Origin of the sequence: Thiobacillus sp. (assembly GCF_018780105.1) — a bacterium.
GTDB lineage: Bacteria > Pseudomonadota > Gammaproteobacteria > Burkholderiales > Thiobacillaceae > Thiobacillus.
In genome coordinates, this window is record NZ_JADMKC010000005.1 from 1 (window position 1) to 23335 (window position 23335).

A 23335-nucleotide genomic window follows, 5' to 3' on the forward strand; every position below is an offset into this window, starting at 1 on the left:
CCTCGTAGCTGGTGGCCGAGCCCTGCACCGACAGATGCAGCCGCAGTTGCGGATGATTTTTGACCGCGTAACGCATTAGCCCGGCGTCGGCGAGGATTACCGCGTCCATGCCTAGCTTCGCCGCGCGGTCGACTGCGCCGGTCCAGCGGCTCCAGCTGTCAGGCTGCGGATAGGTGTTGAGCGCGAGCAATACCTTGCGGCCGCGGTCGTGCGCGTAGCGCAGGCCTTCGGCGGCCTGTGTCTCGTCGAAGTTGAGGCCGGGGAAGGCGCGCGCGTTGGTGTTGTCGCGAAAGCCCATGTAGACCGCGTCGGCGCCGTGATCGATGGCGGCCTTGAGCGAAACCAGGCTGCCCGCCGGGCAGATCAGATCAAGCGGCATGCAGTTTCTCCATTCATATCAGCACCGCGCGCGCGCCCTGGCGGCTGTCGCGCCGTTTCAATTCATCAGATATTCCGTTCAGGATATCCCATTTCTTTGCGCACCATGCGGGTGCCAGCAGGATGTCGGGCGAAGCGGTACCGGTGACGCGGTGGTACATCACCTGCCACGGCGTGCGCTCAATCAGGTCGGCGGCGATGCGCACATAGTCCACTTCGGCAAGCGGCGCATATTCGCCGCGCTTCCATTCGATGGCGAGTTGGGTGTGCTTCACCACGTGCAGCGGATGCAGTTTGAGGCCGTCGACCCCGACCTCGAGCACGCGGTCGAGGCTGGCGTGGCTGTGGGATTCATCCTCGCCCGGCAGGCCGACGATCAGGTGGCAGCACACCGGGATGCCGCGCGCCCGTGCCGCCCGCGTCGCGGTTTCGTATTCAGCAAAGCCATGGCCGCGGTTGACGCGCACCAGCGTGGCGTCGAAGGCCGACTGCAGGCCGAGTTCCAGCCACACCTCGTGGCCGCGCTCGCGGTACTCCGCCAGCAGATCCAGTACCGGCGGCGGCACGCAATCGGGGCGCGTGCCGATTGCCAGTCCGATCACGTCGGGCGCTGCCAGTGCGGCGTCGTAGAGCGCGCGCAGTTCGTCGACGTGGGCATAGGTGTTGGTATAGGCCTGGAAATAGGCGATGAAGCGGCGCGCACCGGTGCCGCGCGCAATGCGGCCACGCGCGCGCTCAAACTGCGCAGCAAGCGGAACCGCGTCGCGCGATCCTGGTGAGAATGATTTGTTGTTGCAGAAGGTGCAGCCACCGATACCTTTGCTGCCGTCGCGGTTGGGACAGGTGAAGCCGGCGTCGAGCGCAACCTTGTGTACCCGCTCGCCGTACCGCGCAAGCATGGCGCGGCCAAACGTGTGGACACGATCCGTGAGGACGGTCACCCAGGTTTGCCGTCAACCCGTGGGCGCAGCAGGATGGGCATGTAGAGTGCAGCGAACAGGCCGAATGCGGCCATCCACAGCAGTCCGGCCGCCGCGATTCCGGCTGACCATGCAGCCGGCCATACCAGCGGCAGCGCAACGCGACTCAGCGCGGCGAGATTGATGGCCACGAAAGCCCAGGTCATCAGCGGCGACGGTTCCAGCATGCGGCCGCTGTGACCCAACGACACCCGCGCCATCATGCCCAGCGTCAGCGTGCCGATGGCGCCCGCGGTGAAGGCGTGCAGCGCACTGCTCGCAGCCAGTCCCCATCCCGCTGCGGACAGCGCCAGCAGCGCAAAGCCGAGCACGATCCAGGCGTAGCCCAGATGCAGAATCCACAGCAGCGGTACCGACCAGAGCTTGCGTGTATGCCAGCCTGCCAGGCGGGTGCCGTGCACGCCCGCGGCGATGGCCGCAAGGATCGCAGTGACGAACGAGGCGGGAGCAAACAGCGCAGCGACCAGCGCGCCGAGGGTGGCGACCGGCACCAGCCATTCGATCGATTGCCAGCGGCGGGCGCGGCTGCCGAGTTTGTTGTCGGTGAAGCTCGGGATTACCCGCCCACCCATCACCGTCATCATCGCCACGATTGCATACACGGCAAGATGCAGTCCCGCGTCCGCTGTGGCGGGAAACCAACCCGGCGCCGTGCCGGAGACCCAGCCCAGCGCATCGGCATGCACCAGCGCATTGGCGAGCACCAGCACCAGCAGCATGACGGGGAACGGATAGTTGTGGAGTTGCTTTGCCTTGAGGATGGGCAAGGCCAGCACCAGCGCCAGCGTGGGCAGGAAGGCCAGATCGACCGCAGCAACCAGCCCGGCGGGCAGCCCGGGAATCAGGAACCCCAGCCGTCCCGCCAGCCATAAGGAGAACAATGCCGCCAGGGGCAAGCCGGCAGGCGTGGGGAGCCCTGTCCAGTTGCGTGCGGCCGTGAGCAGAAAACCGGCGATGACCGCTACGGCAAAACCGAACAGCATTTCATGGCCGTGCCAGACGGCTGGCGCGAGTTCGCCCAGGCTCAGGCTACCGCGCAGCACCAGCAGCCAGAGTCCCATCATCAGTACGGCATACAGCCCCGCGGCGAGAAAGAACGGCCGGAAGCCGAGCGCGAAAGGCGCCCACCCGGTGAGCTTGGGCTGGATGTGCAGATCTTTGATGGGGAGTACCGCCATGATTGTTCCGTTGAGAGGGTGAGTCGTTGGATTCAGCCGGTGCTCCAGGCGCGCGGGCGTCGCATGCCGGCGATCTTGCAGGCCTGTTTCACGTAGCCATAAGGGTACAGCTCAAACAGTTTTTTCTGTGCGTCTTTGCCGACGCGTTCGGCCAGATGCTTGATGACGAACCGGGCATCGGCGATGACCTGATGTTCCTCAAAGTATTCGCGCATGAAATGAATGGTGTCCCAGTGGTCGTCGCCGAGCTGGATGTTTTCCTCCTCGGCGAGGGTGCGGGCCACATCCTCGTTCCAGTCTCCGGGTTCGATCAGATAGCCTTCGCCATCGCGTTCGGGCAGGGTGCTCATCGGGGTTCTCCTGTGTGGGTTGATCGCATTCGGACAGCGGGGCGCGCGCGCTTGCTCAGGTGCCGCCGCCGTGAAACTCGACGCCGGGCTGGCGTTCGGGCAGGTCGGCCACCAGCAGTTCGCGCCGCGAAATGGCCAGCGCTTCGATGCCGGACTCGTTCAGATACGACTTGGCATCGCCCACCGCGGCCGCCAGCAGCTCGGCCGCCAGCGCATCGGGCGCGCGCCCCAGCGATTTGGCGAGCGCACGCAGCTCGATGCAGGGATCCTGCGGCAGGCGGATTTCCAGCGGTTTTCCGCCGCCAGCCGGAACGGACGGCGAAGCCGAGGCCGCACCCGGTTCGGCGAGCGCCCGGCTCATCACGCCGGCAATCCTCGATGCCGCTGCGAATTGCTGGCCGCCGGGCTGCAAGCGGACCTTGTTGATGAAATATTTCTCGAAATCGATCTTGGCCTGGTGCACCCAGCGGCCCTGACGCATCCAGTTGATATCGCGCAGGGGCACTTGCGGCTCGGACAAATAGGCTGCACCGCTGCTGCTCATGTCGGTGAGCCATCTGGCGCGCTGCGGCACGTGGCTCGTCAGCGGCGCATCGTGGATGAGCGCGAGAATGTTCTGCACCACGATCTCGCCGGCTTTCGAGATCGAATACACCGAATCCGGCGCACCCACCGGCACCGGGGTATTTTCCACCGCCGGTTGCGCCACGCAGGCACCGAGCGCGAACACATTGGGATAGTCGGGGTTGCGCAGATACTCGTCCACCACCACCAGCCCGCGTTCGTCGACCAGCCCGGTCGCCGTGCGCACGCCGGGCACGCCGCCAAAAGCCGGCCAGTAAACCGAATAGGCATAGGGCAGGGCGTGGGTCTGCTTTTCGTTGCCGGCAGCGTCGAGCTCGGCGAGATGGATCGAGTCCTGGTCGACGCGCAGCGTGCGTGCGTTGCAGATCACGCTGATTTTGGTGTCGACCAGCGCGGCGGTGACGGCGCCGCGGCTGGCGCCTTCGCCGCCGAGCCCGAGGTGGCCGGGCCAGGGTTCGGGCGTGACCAGGGTGATCGGCACCCGGTTGCGGATGTTGCGCCGCTTGAGGTCGGCATCGACCAGGAAGGCATATTCGTAAAGCGGGCCCAGCACGCTGGCGCCGGGCACTGCGCCGATCACGATGGGGCCGGGGTGACGCACGAATTCACGGTAGGCCGCCAGCGCCTTTTCGGCCTGGTCGATGTGGATCACCGACTGCGTGTGTTCGGCGAGGCCGGGCACCGTATCGCTCATGCCGACAACGCCCGTGGCGATCAGCAGATAGTCGTAGAACAGCACATCGCCATTTTCCAGGTCGACCTGGATGACATCGGGCTGGATGCGCTTGACGCCGCTGTGGATGAACCTGATGCCGCGCGCTTCGAGATAGGGGCCGATCGGAAACGCAATGTCGGAACGCTCGCGCCAGCCCATGGCGATCCACGGATTCGACGGCACGAAGTGGAAGTAAGGCTTGTCGGACACCACCGTCACTTCGTCGTGCGGGCCCAGTTTGGCTTTCAGTGCATAGGCTGCCGACACACCTGCAATGCCGGCACCCAGGATGACAACATGCGTCATTTCAGTCTCCTTGATCGATTAGGGTTCAGCCGCGCGGACGCACCAGCTGCCAGGCGCGCACCACGTAGGTCGTTGCGGCAAAACCGCTCCACACATGCACCAGCCGGGTGAATGGAAAGACGAGGAAAATCGTCATGCCGAGGAACAGATGGGTCTTGAAGATCCAGCCCGCGCCTTCCAGCAGTTCGACCGCGCCGCCGCGGAAGGTGACGATGCGTTGTCCCCATTCGGCCAGGCGGATCATCATGCTGCCGTCCAGATGCTGCGCCGACAGCGGAATGGTGGCGAGGCCGAGCAGCAGCTGCAGCCACAGCAGCAGCAAAATCATGATGTCGCTGGGCTTCGAGGTGGCGCGGATGCGCGGCTCGGTCAATCGGCGATGCAGCAGCAGGGTCAGCCCGATGAAGGCCAGCACCCCGGCGGTGCCGCCCGAGACCATGGCCAGAATCTGCTTGGCACCGGCGCTCATGAAGGGCTCATAGACGAAGTGCGGCGTCAGCATGCCGACGAAGTGGCCGAAGAACAGGAACAGCACGCCGATGTGGAACAGGTTGCTGCCCAGCCGCAGCTGGCCGCGTCGCAGCAGCTGCGACGAATCGCTTTTCCACGTGTATTGCTCGCGGTCGAAGCGGATCAGGCTGCCGAGGAAAAACACCGACAGGGCGATGTAGGGATAGATTCCGAACAGGAAATTTTGCGAGTACGACATTTTCTGATCCTCCAGAAATTAATGCATTCAGTGTGCCGGGGACGCGGCGGCCTGCCGGCGCGAGGCGGGCATCTGCACCACTGACGCCTGCGGCCCGGGGTTCATCAAGGGCTCGACTCCATCCACCGAAGGGCCGAACATTTCCATCGCCTCGTCCATGTCGCGCACCGGCGGCTCGATCAGTTCCTGGGCTGCCACCGGCGACAGCGTTTCCAGCAACTGGAATGCGGTGGCATAGGGGCTGCCGTTGGCGTCGAGCTTGCGGCCGATGGTGGCGAGCACGTGGACGGCGTCGCCGAGCAGGGCCAGCGCTTCGTCGATCGGCAGCAAGGACAGGAATTCGAGGAACAGCGGCACGTAGTCCGGCAGTTCGGAAGCCGAGGCGTCGAAGTCGTACTTCCAGTATTCCTGCAGCAGGTCGATCATCGCCGAGCCGCGGTCGCGCGATTCGCCGTGGATGTGCTCGAACAGATGCAGCGAATGCGAGGGATTGCGGTCGAAGGTGGCGACGTAGTTTTCCTGCAGCGCGATCAGGCTGGTATCGCTCAACTGCGCGAACAGCGGCGACAGACGGGCAGCAGCCTCGCCGTTGAAGTTGGCCTCGGCCGCCAGTGCGGCTTGCAGTTCGGGTAGCGCCGCCAGCCAGTCGGCTTCAGGATAGGTCAGCAGGACGGATATGACTTTGAAGGTTTTCATGTGTGGATTCCTTAACCGGTTTTCTTCTTGGCGTGCAGTTGCGACAGGTCGACCGGCACCGCGTTTTTCCGGTTGCCGAACAGCGTGGTCTTGGGCGATACGCCGTCCGAGCAGCCGTTGCCGAAGGTGAAGCCGCAGCTCGATTTTTCCTCGAAGGTGTTGAGGGCTTCTTCGCGGTGTCCGGACGGAATGACGAAACGGTCCTCGTAGTTGGCAATCGCGAGGTAGCGGTACATTTCGTCGGCCTGCGCAGAGGAGAGGCCCACCTGGTCGAGTGCGGCAGTGTTGGGAATGCCCTCCACCGACTTGCCGCGCATGTAGGCGCGCATCGCCAGCAGGCGGTCGAGCGCGGTGACGATCGGCTTTTCCTTGCCGCCGGTGAGCAGGTTGGCGAGGTAGGTGATCGGGATGCGCAGCGACTTGGTGTCGGGGATGATGCCGTTCATGCCCATCTGGCCGGACTCGGCGGCGGCCTGGATCGGCGACAGCGGCGGCACGTACCACACCATCGGCAGCGTGCGGTACTCCGGGTGCAGCGGGAAGGCGATCTTCCAGTCGATCGCCATCTTGTACACCGGCGACTTCACCGCGGACTCGAGCCAGGCTTCCGGGATGCCCTCGGCGCGCGCGGCGGCGATGACTTCGGGGTCGTTGGGGTCGAGGAAGATCTTCAGCTGCGCCTCGTAGAGTTCCTTCTCGTCGGTCACGCTGGCGGCTTCCTCGATGCGGTCGGCGTCGTACAGGATCACGCCGAGGTAGCGGATGCGGCCGACGCAGGATTCCGAGCACACGGTCGGCTGGCCCGCCTCGATGCGCGGGTAGCAGAAGATGCACTTCTCGGCCTTGCCGGATTTCCAGTTGAAATAGATTTTCTTGTACGGGCAGCCGGAGATGCACATGCGCCAGCCGCGGCACTTGTCCTGGTCGACCAGCACGATGCCGTCTTCCTCGCGCTTGTAGATCGAGCCGGAGGGGCAGGAGGCGACGCAGGTCGGGTTGAGGCAGTGCTCGCACAGACGCGGCAGATACATCAGGAAGGTGTTCTCGAAGGTCGAGTGCATTTCCTTCTGCACGTTGTCGAAGTTCTTGTCGCGGCTGCGCGAGGCAAACTCGCCGCCGAGGTCGTCTTCCCAGTTCGGGCCCCAGTTGATCTTCTCCATTTTCTCGCCGGTGATGGCGGAAATCGGGCGCGCGGTCGGCGGCGTTTCCGACAGCGGCGCCTTCTGCAGGTGCTGGTAGTCGTAGGTGAACGGCTCGTAGTAGTCGTCGATTTCCGGCATGTTGGGATTGCTGAAAATGTTGGCGAGAATTTTCAGCTTGCTGCCCTGGCGCGGCACCAGCTTGCCGTCGTCCTTGAGCTTCCAGCCGCCGTTCCAGATGTCCTGGTTTTCCCACTGCTTGGGATAACCGATGCCGGGCTTCGATTCGACGTTGTTGAACCACACGTATTCCATGCCTTCGCGCGAGGTCCACACGTTCTTGCACGTAATCGAGCAGGTATGGCAGCCGATGCACTTGTCGAGGTTCAGCACCATCGCAATTTGGGCACGCACTTTCATGTTGTTACTCCTTGCCTGCCAGAAGCCAATGGCGCCTGGCTGTTATAAAAACCCCGCACCGGAGAGAGGTGGCGCGGGTGAGGGCGGGGGAGACCTGCCCTGAAATCATTCATCTCAGCGCTCGACCAGCGGACCTTCCATCCAGTCCACCTGCTTCATCTTGCGCACGATCACGTATTCGTCGCGGTTGGAGCCGACCGTGCCGTAGTAGTTGAAGCCGTAGGCCAGTTGCGCGTAGCCGCCGATCATGTGGGTGGGCTTGGTGATGGTGCGCGTCACCGAGTTGTGGATGCCGCCACGGAAGCCGCTGACCTCGGCGCCCGGCACGTTGATGATCTTTTCCTGCGCGTGGTACATCAGGCACATGCCCTTGGGCACGCGCTGGCTGACCACGACGCGCGCAGTCAGCGTGCCGTTGACGTTGAACACCTCGACCCAGTCGTTGTCGACGAGGCCCGCCTGCTTCGCTTCGATCTCCGACACCCAGACGTGGGGGCCGCCGCGCGACAGCGTCAGCATGCGCAGGTTGTCGGTGTAGGTGCTGTGGATGCCCCACTTCTGGTGCGGGGTGATCCAGTTGAGCACCAGCTCGTGGTTGCCGTTGGGCGTCTTGCCCAGCATCGGCGCGATGGTCTTGGTGTCGACCGGCGGCTTGTAGACGCACAGGCCCTCGCCGAAATCCAGCATCCACTGGTGATCCTGGTAGAACTGCTGGCGGCCGGTCATCGTGCGCCACGGGATCAGCTCGTGCACGTTGGTGTAGCCGGCGTTGTACGACACATGCTCCGACTCCAGCCCCGACCAGGTCGGCGAGGAAATGATCTTGCGCGGCTGCGCCACCACGTCGCGGAAACGGATCTTGTCGTCTTCGCGCGGGATCGCCAGATGGGTGTGGTCGCGCCCGGTGATCTTGGACAGCGCTTCCCACGCCTTCACCGCGACCTGGCCGTTGGTTTCCGGCGCCAGCATGAGGATGACCTCGCAGGCGTCGATGGCCGAGTTGATGTTCGGCAGGCCCTTGGCGACCCCTTCTTCGGTGACGGTGTAGTTCAGTTCGGCCAGCTGCCTCACTTCATCTTCCGTATTCCAGGCGATGCCCTTGCCGCCGTTGCCGATCTTGGTCATCAGCGGGCCGAGCGCGGTGAACTTCTTGTAGGTGTCGCCGTAGTCGCGCGTCACCACCGTCATGCTCGGCATGGTCTTGCCGGGGATGGCGTCGACCTCGCCTTTTTTCCAGTCGCGTACGGCCATGCTCTGGCCCAGCTCGGACGGGGTGTCGTGCATCAGCGGGGTCATCACCAGGTCTTTCTGGGTGCCCAGATGGACCGCTGCGATCTCGGAGAATTTCTTCGCGATGGTCTTGTAGATGTCCCAGTCGGACTTCGACTCCCACAACGGCTGCACCGCCTCGCTCAAGGGGTGGATGAAGGGGTGCATGTCCGAGGTATTGAGGTCGTCCTTCTCGTACCAGGTCGACGATGGCAGCACGATGTCCGAATACAGGCAGGTGGTCGACATGCGGAAATCCAGCGTCACCAGCAGGTCGAGCTTGCCTTCGGGCGCCTTGTCATGCCACACCACTTCTTTCGGCTTGGCCTCGCCGAGTTCGCCCAGATCGGGCCCCAGCACCGCGTTTTGCGTGCCCAGCAGATACTTGAGGAAATACTCGTGACCCTTGCCCGAGGAACCCAGCAAATTCGAGCGCCAGACGAACATGTTGCGCGGGAAGTTTTTCGGATTGTCCGGATCTTCGCAGGCGAACTTGATTGCGCCGCTCTTGATCTGCTCGACCGCGTATTTGACCGGGTCGATGCCCGCAGCATCGGCCGCTTTGGTGATCTCCAGCGGATTGGCGTCCAGCTGCGGGGCGGACGGCAGCCAGCCCATGCGCTCGGCGCGCACGTTGAAGTCGATCAGACGGTAGTCGCCCAGATCCTTGTCGGCGGTGGGCGAGAGGATCTCCGACGCCGCCAGCTTCTCGTGGCGCCACTGGCTGGTGTGGGCGTAGAAGTAGGAGGTGGAGTTCATCTGCCGCGACGGCCGATGCCAGTCGAGGGCGAAGGCCAGCGGCGCCCAGCCGGTTTGCGGGCGCAGCTTTTCCTGGCCCACGTAGTGTGCCCAGCCGCCGCCAGACTGACCGATACAGCCGCACATCATCAGCAGGTTCATGATCCCGCGGTAGATCATGTCGTTGTGGTACCAGTGGTTCAGCGCCGCGCCGAGGATGACCATGGACTTGCCGTGGGTCTTGTCGGCGTTGTCGGCGAACTCGCGCGCCACCGTGATGATGTCGGCGCGCGGCACGCCGCAGTGCTTCTCGGCCCAGGCCGGGGTGTAGGGCACGTTGTCGTCGTAGCTGGTGGGAATGTTCGGTCCGCCGAGGCCGCGATCGACGCCGTAGTTGGCGAGCGTCAGATCGTAGACCGTGGCGATGCGCACATCCTTGCCTCCCACGCTGATGACCTTGACCGGAAGATTGCGGCTGAGCAGGTCGTCCTGGTCGCCACCGAAGTAGGGGAAGGCCACTTCGACCACTTCATCTTCACTGCCCAGCAGGGTCAGTTGCGGCTTCACGTCCTTGCCGGAATAGCCGTCGCGCATTTCCAGATTCCATGCGCCCGACTGCCCCCACCTGAATCCAATCGACCCGTTGGGCGCCACCAGATAGCCGGTGTTTTCGTCGTACACCACCGTCTTCCACTCGGGGTTGTTGTCCTGCCCCATGTTGCCGGTGAGGTCGGAGGCGCGCAGGTAGCGGTCGGCGATCAGCTTGCCTTCATGCTCTTTCAGCATCACCAGCATGGGGTGGTCGTTGTACTGGCGGCAGTAGCTGTCGAAATATTCGCTGCGGTGCTTGTTGTGGAATTCGGTCAGGATGACGTGTCCCATCGCCAGCGCCAGCGCGGCATCGGTGCCCTGTTTGGGGGCGAGCCAGATGTCGCCGAATTTCACCATCTCGCCGAAGTCGGACGACACCGCCACCGTCTTGGTGCCCTTGTAGCGCACCTCTGTGTAGAAGTGGGCGTCGGGCGTGCGGGTCTGCGGCACGTTGGAGCCCCACACCATCAGGTAGGTCGAGTTGTACCAGTCGGCCGATTCCGGCACGTCGGTCTGCTCGCCCCACACCTGCGGGCTGGAGGGTGGCAGGTCGCAGTACCAGTCGTAGAACGAGCCGCATACGCCGCCGATCAGCGACATGTAGCGGCTGCCTGCCGCGTAGCTCACCATCGACATGGCGGGAATCGGCGAGAAGCCGTAGATGCGGTCGGGGCCAAAGTCCTTGATGGTGTAGACGTTGGCGGCGGCGATCATTTCCGTCACCTCGTCCCACTTGGCGCGCACGAAGCCGCCCTGGCCGCGGATCGATTTGTAGCGCTTGGCCTTGACCGGATCCTGGCTGATCGATTTCCAGGCCTCCACCGGGTCCATCGTCTTGCGCGCCTCGCGCCACATTTCCATCAGGCGGCCGCGAATCAGCGGGTATTTCACACGCTGTGCCGAATACACATACCAGGAATAGCTGGCGCCGCGCGGACAGCCACGCGGCTCGTGGTTGGGCAGGTCGGCGCGGGTGCGCGGGTAGTCGGTCTGCTGGATTTCCCAGGTGATCAGGCCGTTCTTGACGAAGATCTTCCAGCTGCACGAACCGGTGCAGTTCACCCCGTGGGTGGAACGCACGATCTTGTCCTGCTGCCAGCGGCTGCGGTAGGCATTCTCCCAGCTGCGGTCTTCGTTGCTGACCGCGCCGTGGCCGTTGGAAAACTCGGCGACGGTCTTTTTGAAAAACGTCAATCGGTCGAGGAAGTGACTCATTGTTTGCTCCTTTTAGTCGCGGTGAGCGGTGAGGGGTGAACGGTAAGCGGTGGTGTGACTACGGTTTATCCGCTTCCCGCTCACCGCTCCCTGCTTACGGGTTCTTGATATACGCGTTCTTGCGCAGGTAGAACCACCAATTTAGTACAAGGCACACGGCGTAGAAGATGGCGAAGCCGTACATGGCGTTTTCCGGCGTGCCGGCCTTGATCTGGTTCTTGATCACCTCGGGGGCGATGAAGGAGCCGTAGGCAGCGACGGCCGAGGTCCAGCCGAGCACCGGGCCGGCCTGCACGCGGTCGAAAATCACGCCGACGGTGCGGAAAGTGGAACCGTTGCCGGCGCCGGTGGCGGCGAACAGCACCACGAACACCACCAGGAACTGGGTGAAGAACACTTCGGGCGTGGCCGATTGATAGGCCTGCATCATGATCCAGCCGGCGTAGGCCGAGGCGACGACCATCACCGCCGAAATGACCTGGGTGACGATAGAGCCGCCTACCTTGTCGGAAATCCAGCCGCCCACCGGGCGGATCAGCGCGCCGACGAATGGCCCGATCCAGGCGTATTGCAGGGCGGACGGGGCGTTGGGGTTCTTGGTGTGTACCCAGGCGCCGGTGGCAGCGTCCAGCACATGGCTGTCGCCGAAGATGACCGTGATCGACAGCGGCAAGGCCATCGAGAAGCCGATGAAGGAACCGAAGGTGACCAGATATAGCGCGGTCAGCGACCAGGTGTGCTTGTTCTTGAAAATGGCGAACTGTTTGCCGATGTTTTCCTTCATGGTGCCGAAAGCGGCCAGCTTCATCAGTAGCAGCGTAGCGACGATGATGAGCGGCATCGCCACCCACATGTTGAGCAGGCCGAGGCCGGTGGGCGCGGGCAGATAAAGGTAGAGGCCGCCGATAGCGGGGATGAAGGCGAGGGTGTAGAGCCAGGTGACCTTGATGAAGGCGGCCAGGGTGCCTCTGGCATCAGGCGAGACCGGCAGCAGGTTGTTCATGCCGAACCAGGCGATGATCCCCAGCGGCACCAGCGACAGCACCCAGGTGAAGCCGGCGTTCTGGATGTAGGTGGGGGTGCCGGCGAGGATCTTGCCGAGAATCCAGCCGCTGTCTTTCACCAGCGTCATCGATTCGCCACCGAGGGCGCCGAACACGCTCACCGTCATCACCAGCGGGATGAGGATCTGCATGGTGGTGACGCCGAAGTTGCCCAAGCCGGCGTTGATTCCCAGCGCGGTGCCCTGCAGGCGCTTGGGAAAGAAAGTGCTGATGTTGGACATCGAGCTGGCGAAGTTGCCGCCGCCCACGCCCGACCACAGCGCCATCAACTGAAACGTCCACAACGGCCAGTCGGGGTGCTGCAGCACGACGCCGGTGCCGATGGCGGGTGCCAGCAGCATGGCGGTGGTGAGGAAAATGACGTTGCGCCCGCCCGCCAGGCGGATGAAGAAGGACGACGGAATCCGCATGGTTGCGCCGGCCAGGCCGGAAATCGCCGTCAGCGTGAACAGTTCATCCTTGCTGAAGGGAAACCCCAGGTTGGACATCTGCACCGTGATGATTCCCCACATCAGCCACACGGCGAAGCCGCACAGCAGGGCCGGCACCGAAATCCACAGATTGCGGTAGGCAATCTTCTTGCCGGTTGATTCCCAGAATTTCGGGTCTTCCGGATTCCATTCCTTGATATTGGTAGGCATGGTGTATTTCCTTGTTAAGTTGACCAAAGATCCGTGCGTTTCCCGCCCGGCTTGATTACTCCATCCGGTCCGCGAACTTGACCCGCTTCAGTTCGCGCTCCGCATCCATCGGACGCACTTCCGTCCAGTACATCCACATCAGCGACACCCACACCACGCCGAACATCAGCATGAAGGCCGATGAACGTATCCCGGTGAGGTCGACCAGCGCGCCGAACATGATCGGCATCAGGAAGCCGCCGAGGCCGCCGGCCAGCCCGACCACGCCGGAGACCACGCCGATGTTGTCGGGATAATCGTCGGAGATGTACTTGAAGACCGAGGCCTTGCCGAGGGCGAAGACGATGCCCAGGGTGAACATGATGATGGTGAACAGCGTCGCGTTCAGGCCGAAGTGAAACGTCACCGGGCCGTTGACGGTCTGGATGGAGATGTCGCTCTGCGGGTAGGACAGGAAGAACAGGCAGACCAGCGAAATCCACAGCACCCACCAGGTCATGGTGTGAGCCCCGAACTTGTCGGAGAAATGGCCGCCGATCGCCCGCAACAGCCCGCCGGGGATGCTGAAGGCGGCAGCCAGCATGGCGGCGGTCTTGAGGTCGAAGCCGTATTCGCTGACGTAGTACTTGGTCATCCACAGTGCCAGCGCCACGTAGCCGCCGAACACGATGGAGTAGTACTGGCTGTAGCGCCATACCTTCGGGTCCTTGAAGGCGGCGAGCTGCTCACGCAGGGTGACGTGCTTGCCGACCTTGTGGCTGGGCTCGCTGTAGGTGAAGAACCAGAACACGATGGCGGTCACCGCCATCAGCACCGCATAGACCTTGGGCACCATCGTCCAGCCGTAGCCGATAACGATGATGGGCGCGAGCAGCTTGGTGACTGCCGCCCCGGTGTTGCCGGCGCCGAAAATACCCATCGCCAGGCCTTGGCGCTGCTTGGGGAACCAGCGGGCGCAGTAGGCGATCCCAACGGTGAAGGAGCCGCCCGCCATGCCGACGAACAGGCCGACAGCGAGGAAATGCCAGAACGCGGTCGCGTAGGAAATCATCCAGATCGGGATGACTGTCGTGAGCATCAGGATGAAGAATACGATGCGGCCGCCGAACTTGTCCGTCCACATCCCGAGCGGGACGCGGATCAGCGAGCCGGTCAGCACCGGGGTGGCGACCAGGATGCCGAACTCGGTCTCGTTGAGGCCGAGTTGCGCCTTGATGGGCACGCCGATGACGGCGAACATCATCCAGATCATGAAGCACACCGTGAACGCCAGCGTGCTCATGATGACGACCGACCATGCCTTGTATTGTTGCGTCGCCATAACCCCTCCACCAGGAAACTTCAAGATGTTCATATCTTGAAAATGTGATTGCACTGTATGCTTTTGTATGGATATTGAAAGCCCACAAAACAAGGATGGTTGGTCTGGTCTACCTCTGAATGGGTAGAGGGGGGTATCGATAACCATTTGTTTATTAATGGAATAATAATATTCCGGTGCGGACTGATATTCATGGCTGGTGCGTTGGAGGTAGCCCCTCGTTGCTGCCGGGACGACATCGGGTGCGTGCTATATTCGAGCCGTGCCTTTGATGCTTGCCCGACTTTTATTTGACCCACACCCATGCAAATGATGGTGGCAACCCAATCATCGGCACACCTTCCCTTGGCGACATGCGTGCCTCAACACAACAGGAGATATCTATCAATGAAAACAGCATCAATTATTCTGGCCGTCTCGCTTGCGGCGTTGTTGGGCGCGTGCGGTAAGCAGGAGAGCGCTGCACCGGAAGCCGCCGCTCCTGAAGCGCCTGCGGCTGCTGCACCCGCGCCAGCTGAGCCTGTGGTGGCAGAGAACGCGCAAGGCAAGAAAATCTACGGAAATGTCTGCTCGATGTGTCATGCAGTGGGTGCGGCTGGTGCGCCAAAGCCCGGAAATAAAGCCGACTGGGGTCCACGTATCGCTCAGGGCAAGGACATGCTCTACAAGCATGCATTGGAGGGATTCACGGGAGCAAAAGGTGTCATGCCCGCACGCGGTGGTTCCACTACTTTGAGCGATGAGGACGTCAAAGCGGCAGTGGACTTTATGGCAGACCAATCAACCTAGACCGTTTAACGAGCACGCACCAAGCATGCTGGAGAAAGCCAGGTTTCCCCGGCTTTGTTTTATGTGCAGGGTGCTCAGGACGGATTGGACGCGGCTGTCAGAGCCAAGCATGCGCACCACCACGAAGCCATTCGTTTGCTTGGTTCCGATCAGTGGTGCATTGGCAGCAAATCGGCCAGACTGTAGTGATCCAGGCTGGATAGAAATGCACGTCCCGCTTCCGCCAGCACGGGTTTGAGTGCGCAGGCAGGCAACAGACGGCAGGTGGACTCACCCAAACGGAAGCACTCGGCCCACTCGAACCCTGTTTCCATATCCCGCACAACATCACCGATTTTTATCTGGCCCGGTTGGCGAGCCAACCGAAATCCGCCCCCTTTGCCACGCGTGGTCTCGATGTAACCCTTGATGCCCAGTTGATGCACGACGTGCGTGAGATGGTGCCGGGAAATGGCGTGTTCGTTAGCGATTCCCGCAACAGTAGCCAGTGTTTCAGGATGCGTGCCAAGGTAAATCAATACCCTCAGGGCGTAATCAGTAAAGCGGGTAAGCTGCATATCAATAAGATGTATAAATAATGAAAATTATAATTGTAGCCCACGTGTTTGATGGTTTATAATATGCATTAAATATACATGATATGGAGTATCCCCTATGTGCCCCGATCCCCATCTCCACCTGCTGCAAGATCTGGTCTATCCCTTTGATGCGCGCGGAGTTGCCAAACGCTTTCGCCATGCGGCAATTTTTGGCGCATTGGATGCGCTCAATCCAGGCGAGCGCATGCGTTTTGTCAATGATCATGACCCGCTGCCTCTTCTGGATCAGTTGCATCAACGCTATGGCGAGGCAGTTGCTATCCAGTACCTGCAGCGTGAAGTGGGCGAAATCGTGATTGACTTCATTCGCAACTGACTACCCGCACGCTGCCGTCATGGATTGGGTGAGATTGGCCAAGCTTGAAGAAGGATTTCCTGCTTTACCAAACCGTTTTTTTTGTGGGCTTATCAGGCTATTTATATCTTGATATTTTTAAAGCAAGCGATGTGCGCCATGGCATGTGAGTCGCGCCCATCTCAATCAACCGACAAGGAGTCAACTAAATGAGCTCGGCATTTACCAAATCTGCAGCCCGCAATATCTTTTACGGCGGCTCAGTGTTTTTCTTCCTGCTGCTTGTCGGTCTCACCTACGACACCATGCACACGCTTCCCAAACACGACAACAGCGCGAATCTGACCGAATCGGTCAAGCGCGGCAAGCACATCTGGGAAACACGCAATTGCATCGGCTGCCACACGCTGCTGGGCGAGGGCGCCTATTTCGCCCCTGAACTCGGCAACGTCTACGTCCGGCGCGGTCCCGATTTCATCAAGGCGTGGATCAAGGCGCAGCCCACCGGCGCGCCCGGTCGTCGCCAGATGCCCAATTTCAATCTGAGCGAGGAGCAGCTCGACGATCTGGTCAGCTTCCTCAAGTACGCGTCCGAGATCAATACGTCGAAGTGGCCGCCGAACATCGAAGGCTGATCGCGCCCCCACCCACCCACGTATAAAAGAGGGAGTTTTCATGAAATACCAATCTCAGGCGGTCGCGAAGCCTTATTTCATCGCGGCGATCGGGCTGTTCGTCGGCCAGATCGTGTTTGGCCTGATCATGGGCCTGCAGTACGTTGTCGGCGACTTCTTGTTTCCAGCCATTCCCTTCAACGTCGCTCGCATGGTGCACACCAACCTGCTGATCGTATGGCTGTTGTTCGGCTTCATGGGCGCCGCCTACTACCTGATCCCGGAGGAATCCGAACGCGAGTTGTACAGCCCGAAGCTGGCGATGCTGATGTTCTGGATATTCCTTATCGCCGGCGCGGTGACCATCTTGGGCTACCTGTTCGTACCGTATGCGAAGCTGGCCGAGATGACCGGTAACGACCTGCTGGCGACCATGGGCCGCGAGTTTCTCGAACAGCCGCTGCCCACCAAGGTCGGCATCGTGATCGTTGCGCTGGCCATGCTCTTCAACCTGTCGATGACCGTGCTGCGCGGCCGCAAGACCGCGATCAATCTGGTGATGCTGCTCGGCCTGTGGGGCCTCGCGATCTTTTTCCTGTTCTCGTTCTATAACCCGGCCAATCTGGTGAAGGACAAGTTCTACTGGTGGTGGGTCGTGCACCTGTGGGTCGAGGGTGTATGGGAACTGATCATGGGTGCGATGCTGGCATTCGTGCTGATCAAGGTGACCGGTGTCGACCGCGAGGTGATCGAGAAGTGGCTGTACGTGATCATCGCCATGGCGCTGATCACCGGCCTCATCGGCATGGGCCACCATTACTACTGGATCGGCACGCCCAGTTACTGGCAGTGGTGGGGCAGCGTTTTCTCTGCCCTGGAACCGATCCCCTTCTTCATGATGACGCTGTTCGCCTTCAACATGGTCAACCGCCGCCGCCGCGAGCATCCGAACAAAGCAGCCGTGTTGTGGGCGCTGGGTACCGGGGTGATGGCCTTCCTGGGTGCCGGGGTATGGGGCTTCCTGCACACCCTCGCGCCGGTAAATTTCTACACCCACGGCAGCCAGATCACCGCGGCGCACGGCCACATGGCCTTCTACGGCGCCTACGTGATGGTGGTCATCACCATGATCAGCTACACCATGCCGCTGATGCGCGGACGCGCCGCCAACAGCAAGACCGCGCAGGTGGTCGAGATGTGGTCGTTCTGGCTGATGACGGTCGCAATGGTCTTCATCACCCTGTTCCTCACCGCGGCCGGCACCCTGCAAATCTGGCTGCAACGCATCGCGGCCGAGCCGATGGGCTTCATGGCAGCGCAGGATCAGGTCGCGCTGTTCTACTGGATGCGCGAGATATCCGGCCTGGTGTTCTTCGTCGGCCTCGTGTTGTACATCACCAGCTTCTTCATCAAGGGCAAGGAAGCGCCTGCGGACTGAGCCCGGTGCCCGCCCGCCTGCCGGGCGGGCAGGGCATGAGACGATCTTGAACATTGCAGTCGCGCTCCTCGCACCGCAAGGCCGCCGTCGCGATTTGCCCGGCGACCTGGCGATGTGGTTTTTCATCTTCGCCGAACTGCTGGTGTTCGGCGTCCTCTTTCTGGCATACGCATTTGCGCGTGCGCGCAACGTCGAGCTGTTCAACGCATCGCAGCTTGAGCTTGACCGGATCAGCGGCGCCATCAACACCGCGCTGCTGATCACCAGCAGCTACTTCGTGGTGCGTGCCGTGGACCGCATCCGTCATGGCGCCTCGCGCGCTTGTGTCCACTGGCTGGCCGCTGCCATGGCGTGTGGCGGCGCCTTCCTGGTGCTCAAGCTGGTCGAGTTCGGCGCCAAGTTCGACGCCGGCATCACCATGTCGACCAACACCTTTTTCATGTTCTACATCGGGCTCGGCTTCTTTCACTTCATGCACGTGGTACTCGGCATGGTCATCCTCGGCGCGGTCGCGCTCAAGGCGTGGCAAGGCGGATACAGCGCCGCCGATCACACCGGCGTGGAGACTGGCGCGTCCTACTGGCACATGGTCGACCTGGTGTGGATCGTGCTATTTCCCCTCGTCTACGTGCTGCGCTGAACGCGATGAAACAGGCGACCCTCCTGTGGCTGCTCCTGCTGGCGCTGACCACGCTGACGACGCAGGCCGCCACGTTGTCCGCAGCCGCAGGCTTGACCGGCTCGGCCGTGCCCCTGGTGCTGCTGGCGGCCCTGATCAAGGGCCGCGTCGTGATCGACCGTTTCATGGTGTTGCAGCATGTCGACGGCCCCTGGCGCTGGATCGTGCTGGGCTGGCTGCTGCTGGTGCTCGGCCTGATCGGCTACGCTTTCAACCTGAACCCGACCTGACTGGAGCCTCAGCATGAACGACCTCACCGAATCCGGCCTGGCAAGCGCCGCTGCCATCCCCTGGTACCACCCGGTCGGCAAGGAATGCGAGCTGTTTGAATATGCATTCAGCAACCGCCTGCCACTGTTGATCAAGGGACCCACCGGTTGCGGCAAGACGCGCTTCGTCGCGCACATGGCGGCGCGCCTGGGGCGGCCGCTGATTACCGTAGCCTGCCACGACGACCTCACCGCCGCCGACCTGGTCGGCCGCCATCTGATCGGCGATGGCCAGACCCTCTGGTCGGACGGCCCACTTACCCGCGCCGTGCGGCAAGGCGGCATCTGCTACCTCGACGAAGTGGTCGAGGCGCGCAAGGACACCACCGTGGTGCTGCACCCGCTGACCGACGACCGGCGCATCCTGCCGATCGAGCGCACCGGCGAGGAACTCCATGCGCCGGACGATTTCATGCTGGTGGCGTCCTACAATCCCGGCTACCAAAACCTGCTGAAAAGCCTGAAGCCCTCGACCCGCCAGCGCTTCATCGCAATCAGTCTCGGTTTCCCGCCGCGCGCGATCGAGGAAAAAATCGTGGTCGCCGAAACGGGTATTGCACCGGCACTGGCAGCCCGGCTGGTGACGCTGGTCGGACAGCTGCGTCAGCTCAAGGATCACGACTTGGAAGAAGCCGCCTCGACCCGCCTGCTGGTGTACGCAGGCAGCCTCATTGCCGCCGGCTGCGACCCGGTCGCCGCCTGCCACGCGGCACTGGTGGAGCCGTTGACCGACGACCCCGATACCGCCGAGGCACTGCTCGAAGTGGTGCGGGCGAGCTTCGGCACATGAGCGGCGTCCCGGCTCGGGCTTCTCCCGCAGTACAGGCTGAGGCGCTCTATCTGATCAACCTGCTGCTGGTGCCGGGGCTGGCGTTTCTGCTGTTGCTGCTGCTGTTCCGTCGCCATCGCAATAGCACCGATCCGCTGGTGCGCGGCCATGTGCGGCAAACCGTTGCGGCAAGCCTGCTGGCCGGGTTGCTGCTGGCGGGGGGGCCTGCGCTGATGGTGCTGGCGGGCGATTTGAGTCGGCCTGGCGTCTGGATTGGCATGGTTTTGTATTTTGTGTGCTGCCACGGCACGCTGGTTTTGCTGGGAGTGTTCGGGCTCGCGCGCGCACTGGCTGGCAAGCCCTTCAGCTACCCGCTGCTCGGGCGCTACGCATGATCGGCACTCAGGCTACCGCCGCGATCCGCGCCGAGCTTGCCCGCCATGCCCGCAGCTGGCTGGGGCTGCCGGTGCAACGCTGGCGCCGCCTGACCCAGACAGGGTTTTTCCTGCTGTTCGTTTGTGCGCCCCTATTCGACATTTTGCGTCTCGACCTCAACCTCGGGCATTTCATCCTGTTCGGTTTCGACTGGACGCTTGGTCTCGACGATTTCGCCGCCGGGCGCCTGTCCACCGCGCAAGCCTCGCTCAACATCGTGCTGCGCGGCTTCCTGCCGCTGGCGGCGGTCGCCGGCACGGTGCTTTATGTCGGCTGGAAATGGGGCCGCCTGTACTGCGGCTGGCTGTGTCCGCATTTCTCGGTGGTCGAGACGCTCAACCAGATGCTGCGGCGCGCGATTGGCAAGCAAAGCCTGTGGGACACAAAACAGCAGCCCGCGCGCAACCCTGATGGTAGCGAAACCCCGCGCGACGCGCTGTGGTGGTTTGCCGTGCTGCCGCTGACGATCGGCTTCGCGATGCTGTGGGCGGTGGTGCTGCTGACCTATCTACTGCCGCCGGCCGAGGTCTACGGCAACCTGCTCAATGGCACGCCAACGCGCAATCAGGCGATCTTTCTGACGGTTGCCAGCCTCGCGTTCTGCGTCGAATTCCTGTTCGCGCGCCACCTGTTCTGCCGCTACGGCTGCGCGGTCGGCCTGTTCCAGAGCCTGGCCTGGATGGGCAATGACAAGGCCATGGTGGTTGGCTTCAGCCGAACGCGCGCGCGCGATTGCGCGAGCTGCCACTCGGCCTGCGACCAGGTCTGCCCGATGCGCCTCAACCCGCGCAACGTCAAACGCATGATGTTCGCCTGCGTGCAGTGCGGACAGTGCGTGGATGCCTGCGACCACACCCAGGCCGCCAATCCGGACGGGGCACTGCTCAACTGGGTACACGATCTGCGCGCCGAGTCCGAAGCCGCGTTCAACACCCGTGCCGCCCGTACCCTGCCGCCGGCGTGCGGTTCGGCACACACGGGATCCTAGGCCATGGAAGAATTTGTCGGCAGCCTGTGGGACAAGCTGATCACCCGCGCCGCCTATCGGGGTTTTCCCCGGGCACGCGTCGAACTGGCGCAGATCGAACGCATGGCGCCGGTGTACTTTCGTGCCCTTGGCGGCGACGCGGGCCTGGCGCTGCGTGCCGGCTGCGCCACCGCGCACGGCGCACGGCGCAACTGGATGGAGCGTGTGGCGGGAATCGGCGACAAGGTCGAGCTGGCGTGGCGCGACGACGCCACGTTGTATCTTCCGGCTGCGATCGAGGTGTTTCCGCAGCGTGAGCTGAACCGCGATCTATATCTGTGGCTGATCGCACTGGCGGCGCACGATGTCGCGCCGAACACGCCGTGGATCGTGCGCAATCAGGCAGCGGCGCGTGCAACGCTCGCCGCATTGCCCGGCCTCGCGCCGCGCTATCGCAGGCTGGTCAATGCGCTGCTGGCGCTGCGCCCACCCCTGGATAGCCTCGTCGGGGCGGAGCAAGAGGCAGAAGTCGCGATCCGCGCCGCGCTGGATGCGCCGGGTTCGGTCGCAATCTTCGCGCCGGGTCGGCGGCGGCCGACGCCAGTGCCGCTATGGCTGCATCCCGAGCCGCCAGTCAATGCCGCCGCGCCGCGCCGGTCTGGCAGCGCGACGTCGCCGCAGCCGGCAGGCCCCCAATCCAGGGCCGACCGGGAAAAACGCAAGCGGCGCGCCGAGCGGGTCGACATGCCGCAGGCGAACAGCCCCTTCATGCTGTTGTTTCGTGCCGAAAGCCTGTTTTCCTGGGCAGAGTTCATCAAGGTTGACCGCCCGCTCGACGAGGACGAAAACGAGCACGCGGAAAAGGCCGCCAACGACCTCGATTTCCTCAGCATCGCCGACGGCGAAACGAGTGCCGCCAGCCGGGTGCGCTTCGATCTCGATCTGCCGTCCGAAGCCGACGACGACCGCAAGCTGGCCGACGGCATCCTGCTGCCGGAATGGGATTACCGCAGGCAGCGCCTGCAACCCGCGCACTGCCGGCTGCAAATGCTGCTCGCGCGCGACGCCGGGGACTGCGCCCTGCCGCCCCTCTTGCGCGCACCGGCGCGGCGGCTGCGCCAGCAGTTCCAGGCGTTGGCCACGCAAAACACGCGGCTGCGCGCCCAGATGGCCGGTAGCGATCTCGACATCGATGCCTGCGTCCGCTTTGCCGCCGACCGCACAGGCGGTGCGCACGCGCCCGAGCCGGGGCTGTATATCGACAGCCGCCGCCATCAGCGCGATCTGTCCTGCCTGTTGCTGGCCGATCTGTCGCTTTCAACCGACGCCTGGATCAGCGATTCGGGGCGGGTGATCGATGTGATCCGCGACAGCCTGCTGCTGTTCAGCGAAGCGCTGGCAGCCACCGGCGACCGCTTCGCGCTGTACGGCTTTTCGTCGGTGCGGCGCGACAACGTGCGCTTTCACCTGCTCAAGGGTTTCGACGAGCGCTACGACGCGCGCATCCGTGGCCGTCTCATCGCCATCAAACCGGGCTACTACACCCGCATGGGAGCGGCGATCCGCCATGCCGCCGCGATCCTCGCAAGCCGCAAATCAGCGCGCCGCCTGCTGATGATCTTGACCGACGGCAAGCCGAATGATCTCGACAAGTACGAAGGCCGCTACGGCATTGAAGACACCCGCATGGCGATCATCGAGGCACGCCGACAGGGGTTGATCCCGTTCTGCGTGACCATCGATGCCAAGGCTGGAGATTACCTGCCGCACCTGTTCGGCGCGGCGGGTTATGTCGTGGTGCGCGATGCGGCCATGCTGCCCCAGGTACTGCCAAGCCTGTATACCAGGCTGACCGAAAACATTTGAAGTTCAACCCAAAGGAGCACGCATGAAAAACGAAACTCTCACCCTTATTGGCACAGTCTGCGCCGAAACCGCCGAACGCGCATGCGCCAGGCTCAAGGTTCTGCCGGGCGTACTGGATGCGACGTTCTTCGCCGACCCGGCGCGCCTGTGCGTGAGTCTCGACGATGCTGCACCGTCCCGCGCGGAACTGGAAACGGAGCTCGCCAGGGCTGGCTTGCTGGTCGAAGCGGAGCGGCGCACTCACGCGAGCGGCGGTTGCTGCGGCGGCTGTGGGAGTTAGGCGGTTGCCGTGGCCGGGGGATTTTCAACCGGCCAGCGGC

23 protein-coding genes are annotated in these 23335 nt (G+C 62.8%); 11 read left to right on the forward strand and 12 right to left on the reverse strand.

The genetic code is table 11. The features are described from left to right. The 11 genes from IV098_RS04240 to IV098_RS04290 form a co-directional block, all read right to left on the reverse strand. A partial coding sequence (locus IV098_RS04240; protein ID WP_296886571.1) for a peptidase U32 family protein occupies nucleotides 1-379 on the reverse strand: 379 nt, incomplete at its 3' end. Between the two features lie 13 nt (nucleotides 380-392). Continuing rightward, complete coding sequence (locus IV098_RS04245) at nucleotides 393-1319, reverse strand: TIGR01212 family radical SAM protein (protein WP_296886572.1); 927 nt, start codon at nucleotides 1317-1319, stop codon at nucleotides 393-395. After that, nucleotides 1316-2536 carry an NnrS family protein gene (locus IV098_RS04250; protein ID WP_296886573.1) on the reverse strand — a complete coding sequence of 407 codons (1221 nt, stop codon included), beginning with the start codon at nucleotides 2534-2536 and terminating at the stop codon, nucleotides 1316-1318. The genes IV098_RS04245 and IV098_RS04250 overlap by 4 nt, the downstream gene beginning before the upstream one ends. 32 nt (nucleotides 2537-2568) lie before the next feature. After that, nucleotides 2569-2886, reverse strand: a complete 318-nt coding sequence (locus IV098_RS04255; RefSeq protein ID WP_296886574.1) for a TusE/DsrC/DsvC family sulfur relay protein — start codon at nucleotides 2884-2886, stop codon at nucleotides 2569-2571. A 55-nt stretch (nucleotides 2887-2941) separates the two neighbouring features. After that, nucleotides 2942-4492 carry an FAD-dependent oxidoreductase gene (locus IV098_RS04260; protein WP_296886575.1) on the reverse strand — a complete coding sequence of 517 codons (1551 nt, stop codon included), beginning with the start codon at nucleotides 4490-4492 and terminating at the stop codon, nucleotides 2942-2944. A gap of 25 nt (nucleotides 4493-4517) precedes the next feature. Beyond that, nucleotides 4518-5201 (reverse strand): respiratory nitrate reductase subunit gamma, encoded by a 684-nt coding sequence (gene narI, locus IV098_RS04265; protein WP_296886576.1) that lies wholly within the window; start codon nucleotides 5199-5201, stop codon nucleotides 4518-4520. A gap of 27 nt (nucleotides 5202-5228) precedes the next feature. Further along, nucleotides 5229-5897 (reverse strand): nitrate reductase molybdenum cofactor assembly chaperone, encoded by a 669-nt coding sequence (narJ, locus tag IV098_RS04270; RefSeq protein ID WP_296886577.1) that lies wholly within the window; start codon nucleotides 5895-5897, stop codon nucleotides 5229-5231. 11 nt (nucleotides 5898-5908) lie between these two features. After that, nucleotides 5909-7456, reverse strand: a complete 1548-nt coding sequence (gene narH / locus IV098_RS04275; protein ID WP_296886578.1) for a nitrate reductase subunit beta — start codon at nucleotides 7454-7456, stop codon at nucleotides 5909-5911. Between the two features lie 114 nt (nucleotides 7457-7570). Continuing rightward, a complete protein-coding gene (locus IV098_RS04280; RefSeq protein ID WP_296886579.1) occupies nucleotides 7571-11269 on the reverse strand; it encodes a nitrate reductase subunit alpha in 3699 nt (1232 codons plus the stop codon). A 94-nt stretch (nucleotides 11270-11363) separates the two neighbouring features. After that, nucleotides 11364-12974: an antiporter gene (locus IV098_RS04285; RefSeq protein WP_296886580.1), complete on the reverse strand. Its 1611-nt coding sequence runs from the start codon at nucleotides 12972-12974 to the stop codon at nucleotides 11364-11366. A 55-nt stretch (nucleotides 12975-13029) separates the two neighbouring features. Further along, nucleotides 13030-14295, reverse strand: coding sequence for a nitrate/nitrite transporter (locus tag IV098_RS04290; RefSeq protein ID WP_296886581.1), 1266 nt, complete (start codon nucleotides 14293-14295; stop codon nucleotides 13030-13032). Nucleotides 14296-14682: 387 nt separating this feature from the next. Here IV098_RS04290 and IV098_RS04295 point away from each other — a divergent pair, with 387 nt between their 5' ends. Beyond that, nucleotides 14683-15084 (forward strand): c-type cytochrome, encoded by a 402-nt coding sequence (locus IV098_RS04295; protein WP_296886582.1) that lies wholly within the window; start codon nucleotides 14683-14685, stop codon nucleotides 15082-15084. Nucleotides 15085-15233: 149 nt separating this feature from the next. On the opposite strand, the gene IV098_RS04300 is transcribed toward IV098_RS04295, so the two are convergent. Then, nucleotides 15234-15641, reverse strand: a complete 408-nt coding sequence (locus tag IV098_RS04300; RefSeq protein ID WP_296886583.1) for an Rrf2 family transcriptional regulator — start codon at nucleotides 15639-15641, stop codon at nucleotides 15234-15236. Between the two features lie 97 nt (nucleotides 15642-15738). Here IV098_RS04300 and IV098_RS04305 point away from each other — a divergent pair, with 97 nt between their 5' ends. From IV098_RS04305 to IV098_RS04350, 10 genes are all read left to right on the forward strand, one after another. Beyond that, nucleotides 15739-15999 (forward strand): DUF2249 domain-containing protein, encoded by a 261-nt coding sequence (locus IV098_RS04305; RefSeq protein ID WP_296886584.1) that lies wholly within the window; start codon nucleotides 15739-15741, stop codon nucleotides 15997-15999. 188 nt (nucleotides 16000-16187) lie between these two features. After that, nucleotides 16188-16613, forward strand: a complete 426-nt coding sequence (locus IV098_RS04310; protein WP_296886585.1) for a cytochrome c — start codon at nucleotides 16188-16190, stop codon at nucleotides 16611-16613. A gap of 40 nt (nucleotides 16614-16653) precedes the next feature. After that, on the forward strand, nucleotides 16654-18030 hold the full coding sequence (locus IV098_RS04315) for a cbb3-type cytochrome c oxidase subunit I (protein WP_296886586.1): 1377 nt from the start codon (nucleotides 16654-16656) through the stop codon (nucleotides 18028-18030). Between the two features lie 46 nt (nucleotides 18031-18076). Next, the gene (locus tag IV098_RS04320; protein ID WP_296886587.1) at nucleotides 18077-18670 is read left to right on the forward strand and encodes a cytochrome c oxidase subunit 3 family protein; all 594 of its coding nucleotides are present in this window, start codon (nucleotides 18077-18079) and stop codon (nucleotides 18668-18670) included. 5 nt (nucleotides 18671-18675) lie between these two features. Next, nucleotides 18676-18939: a cytochrome C oxidase subunit IV family protein gene (locus tag IV098_RS04325; protein ID WP_296886588.1), complete on the forward strand. Its 264-nt coding sequence runs from the start codon at nucleotides 18676-18678 to the stop codon at nucleotides 18937-18939. A 13-nt stretch (nucleotides 18940-18952) separates the two neighbouring features. Continuing rightward, the gene (locus tag IV098_RS04330; RefSeq protein WP_296886589.1) at nucleotides 18953-19768 is read left to right on the forward strand and encodes a CbbQ/NirQ/NorQ/GpvN family protein; all 816 of its coding nucleotides are present in this window, start codon (nucleotides 18953-18955) and stop codon (nucleotides 19766-19768) included. Then, on the forward strand, nucleotides 19765-20142 hold the full coding sequence (locus tag IV098_RS04335) for a hypothetical protein (RefSeq protein WP_296886590.1): 378 nt from the start codon (nucleotides 19765-19767) through the stop codon (nucleotides 20140-20142). The genes IV098_RS04330 and IV098_RS04335 overlap by 4 nt, the downstream gene beginning before the upstream one ends. Next, nucleotides 20139-21170 carry a 4Fe-4S binding protein gene (locus tag IV098_RS04340; RefSeq protein WP_296886591.1) on the forward strand — a complete coding sequence of 344 codons (1032 nt, stop codon included), beginning with the start codon at nucleotides 20139-20141 and terminating at the stop codon, nucleotides 21168-21170. Before IV098_RS04335 ends, IV098_RS04340 begins: the two co-directional genes overlap by 4 nt. Before the next feature lie 3 nt (nucleotides 21171-21173). Next, nucleotides 21174-23015 (forward strand): VWA domain-containing protein, encoded by a 1842-nt coding sequence (locus tag IV098_RS04345; protein ID WP_296886592.1) that lies wholly within the window; start codon nucleotides 21174-21176, stop codon nucleotides 23013-23015. Nucleotides 23016-23037: 22 nt separating this feature from the next. Further along, nucleotides 23038-23295 (forward strand): hypothetical protein, encoded by a 258-nt coding sequence (locus IV098_RS04350; protein ID WP_296886593.1) that lies wholly within the window; start codon nucleotides 23038-23040, stop codon nucleotides 23293-23295. The last annotated feature ends 40 nt before the right edge of the window (nucleotides 23296-23335 follow it).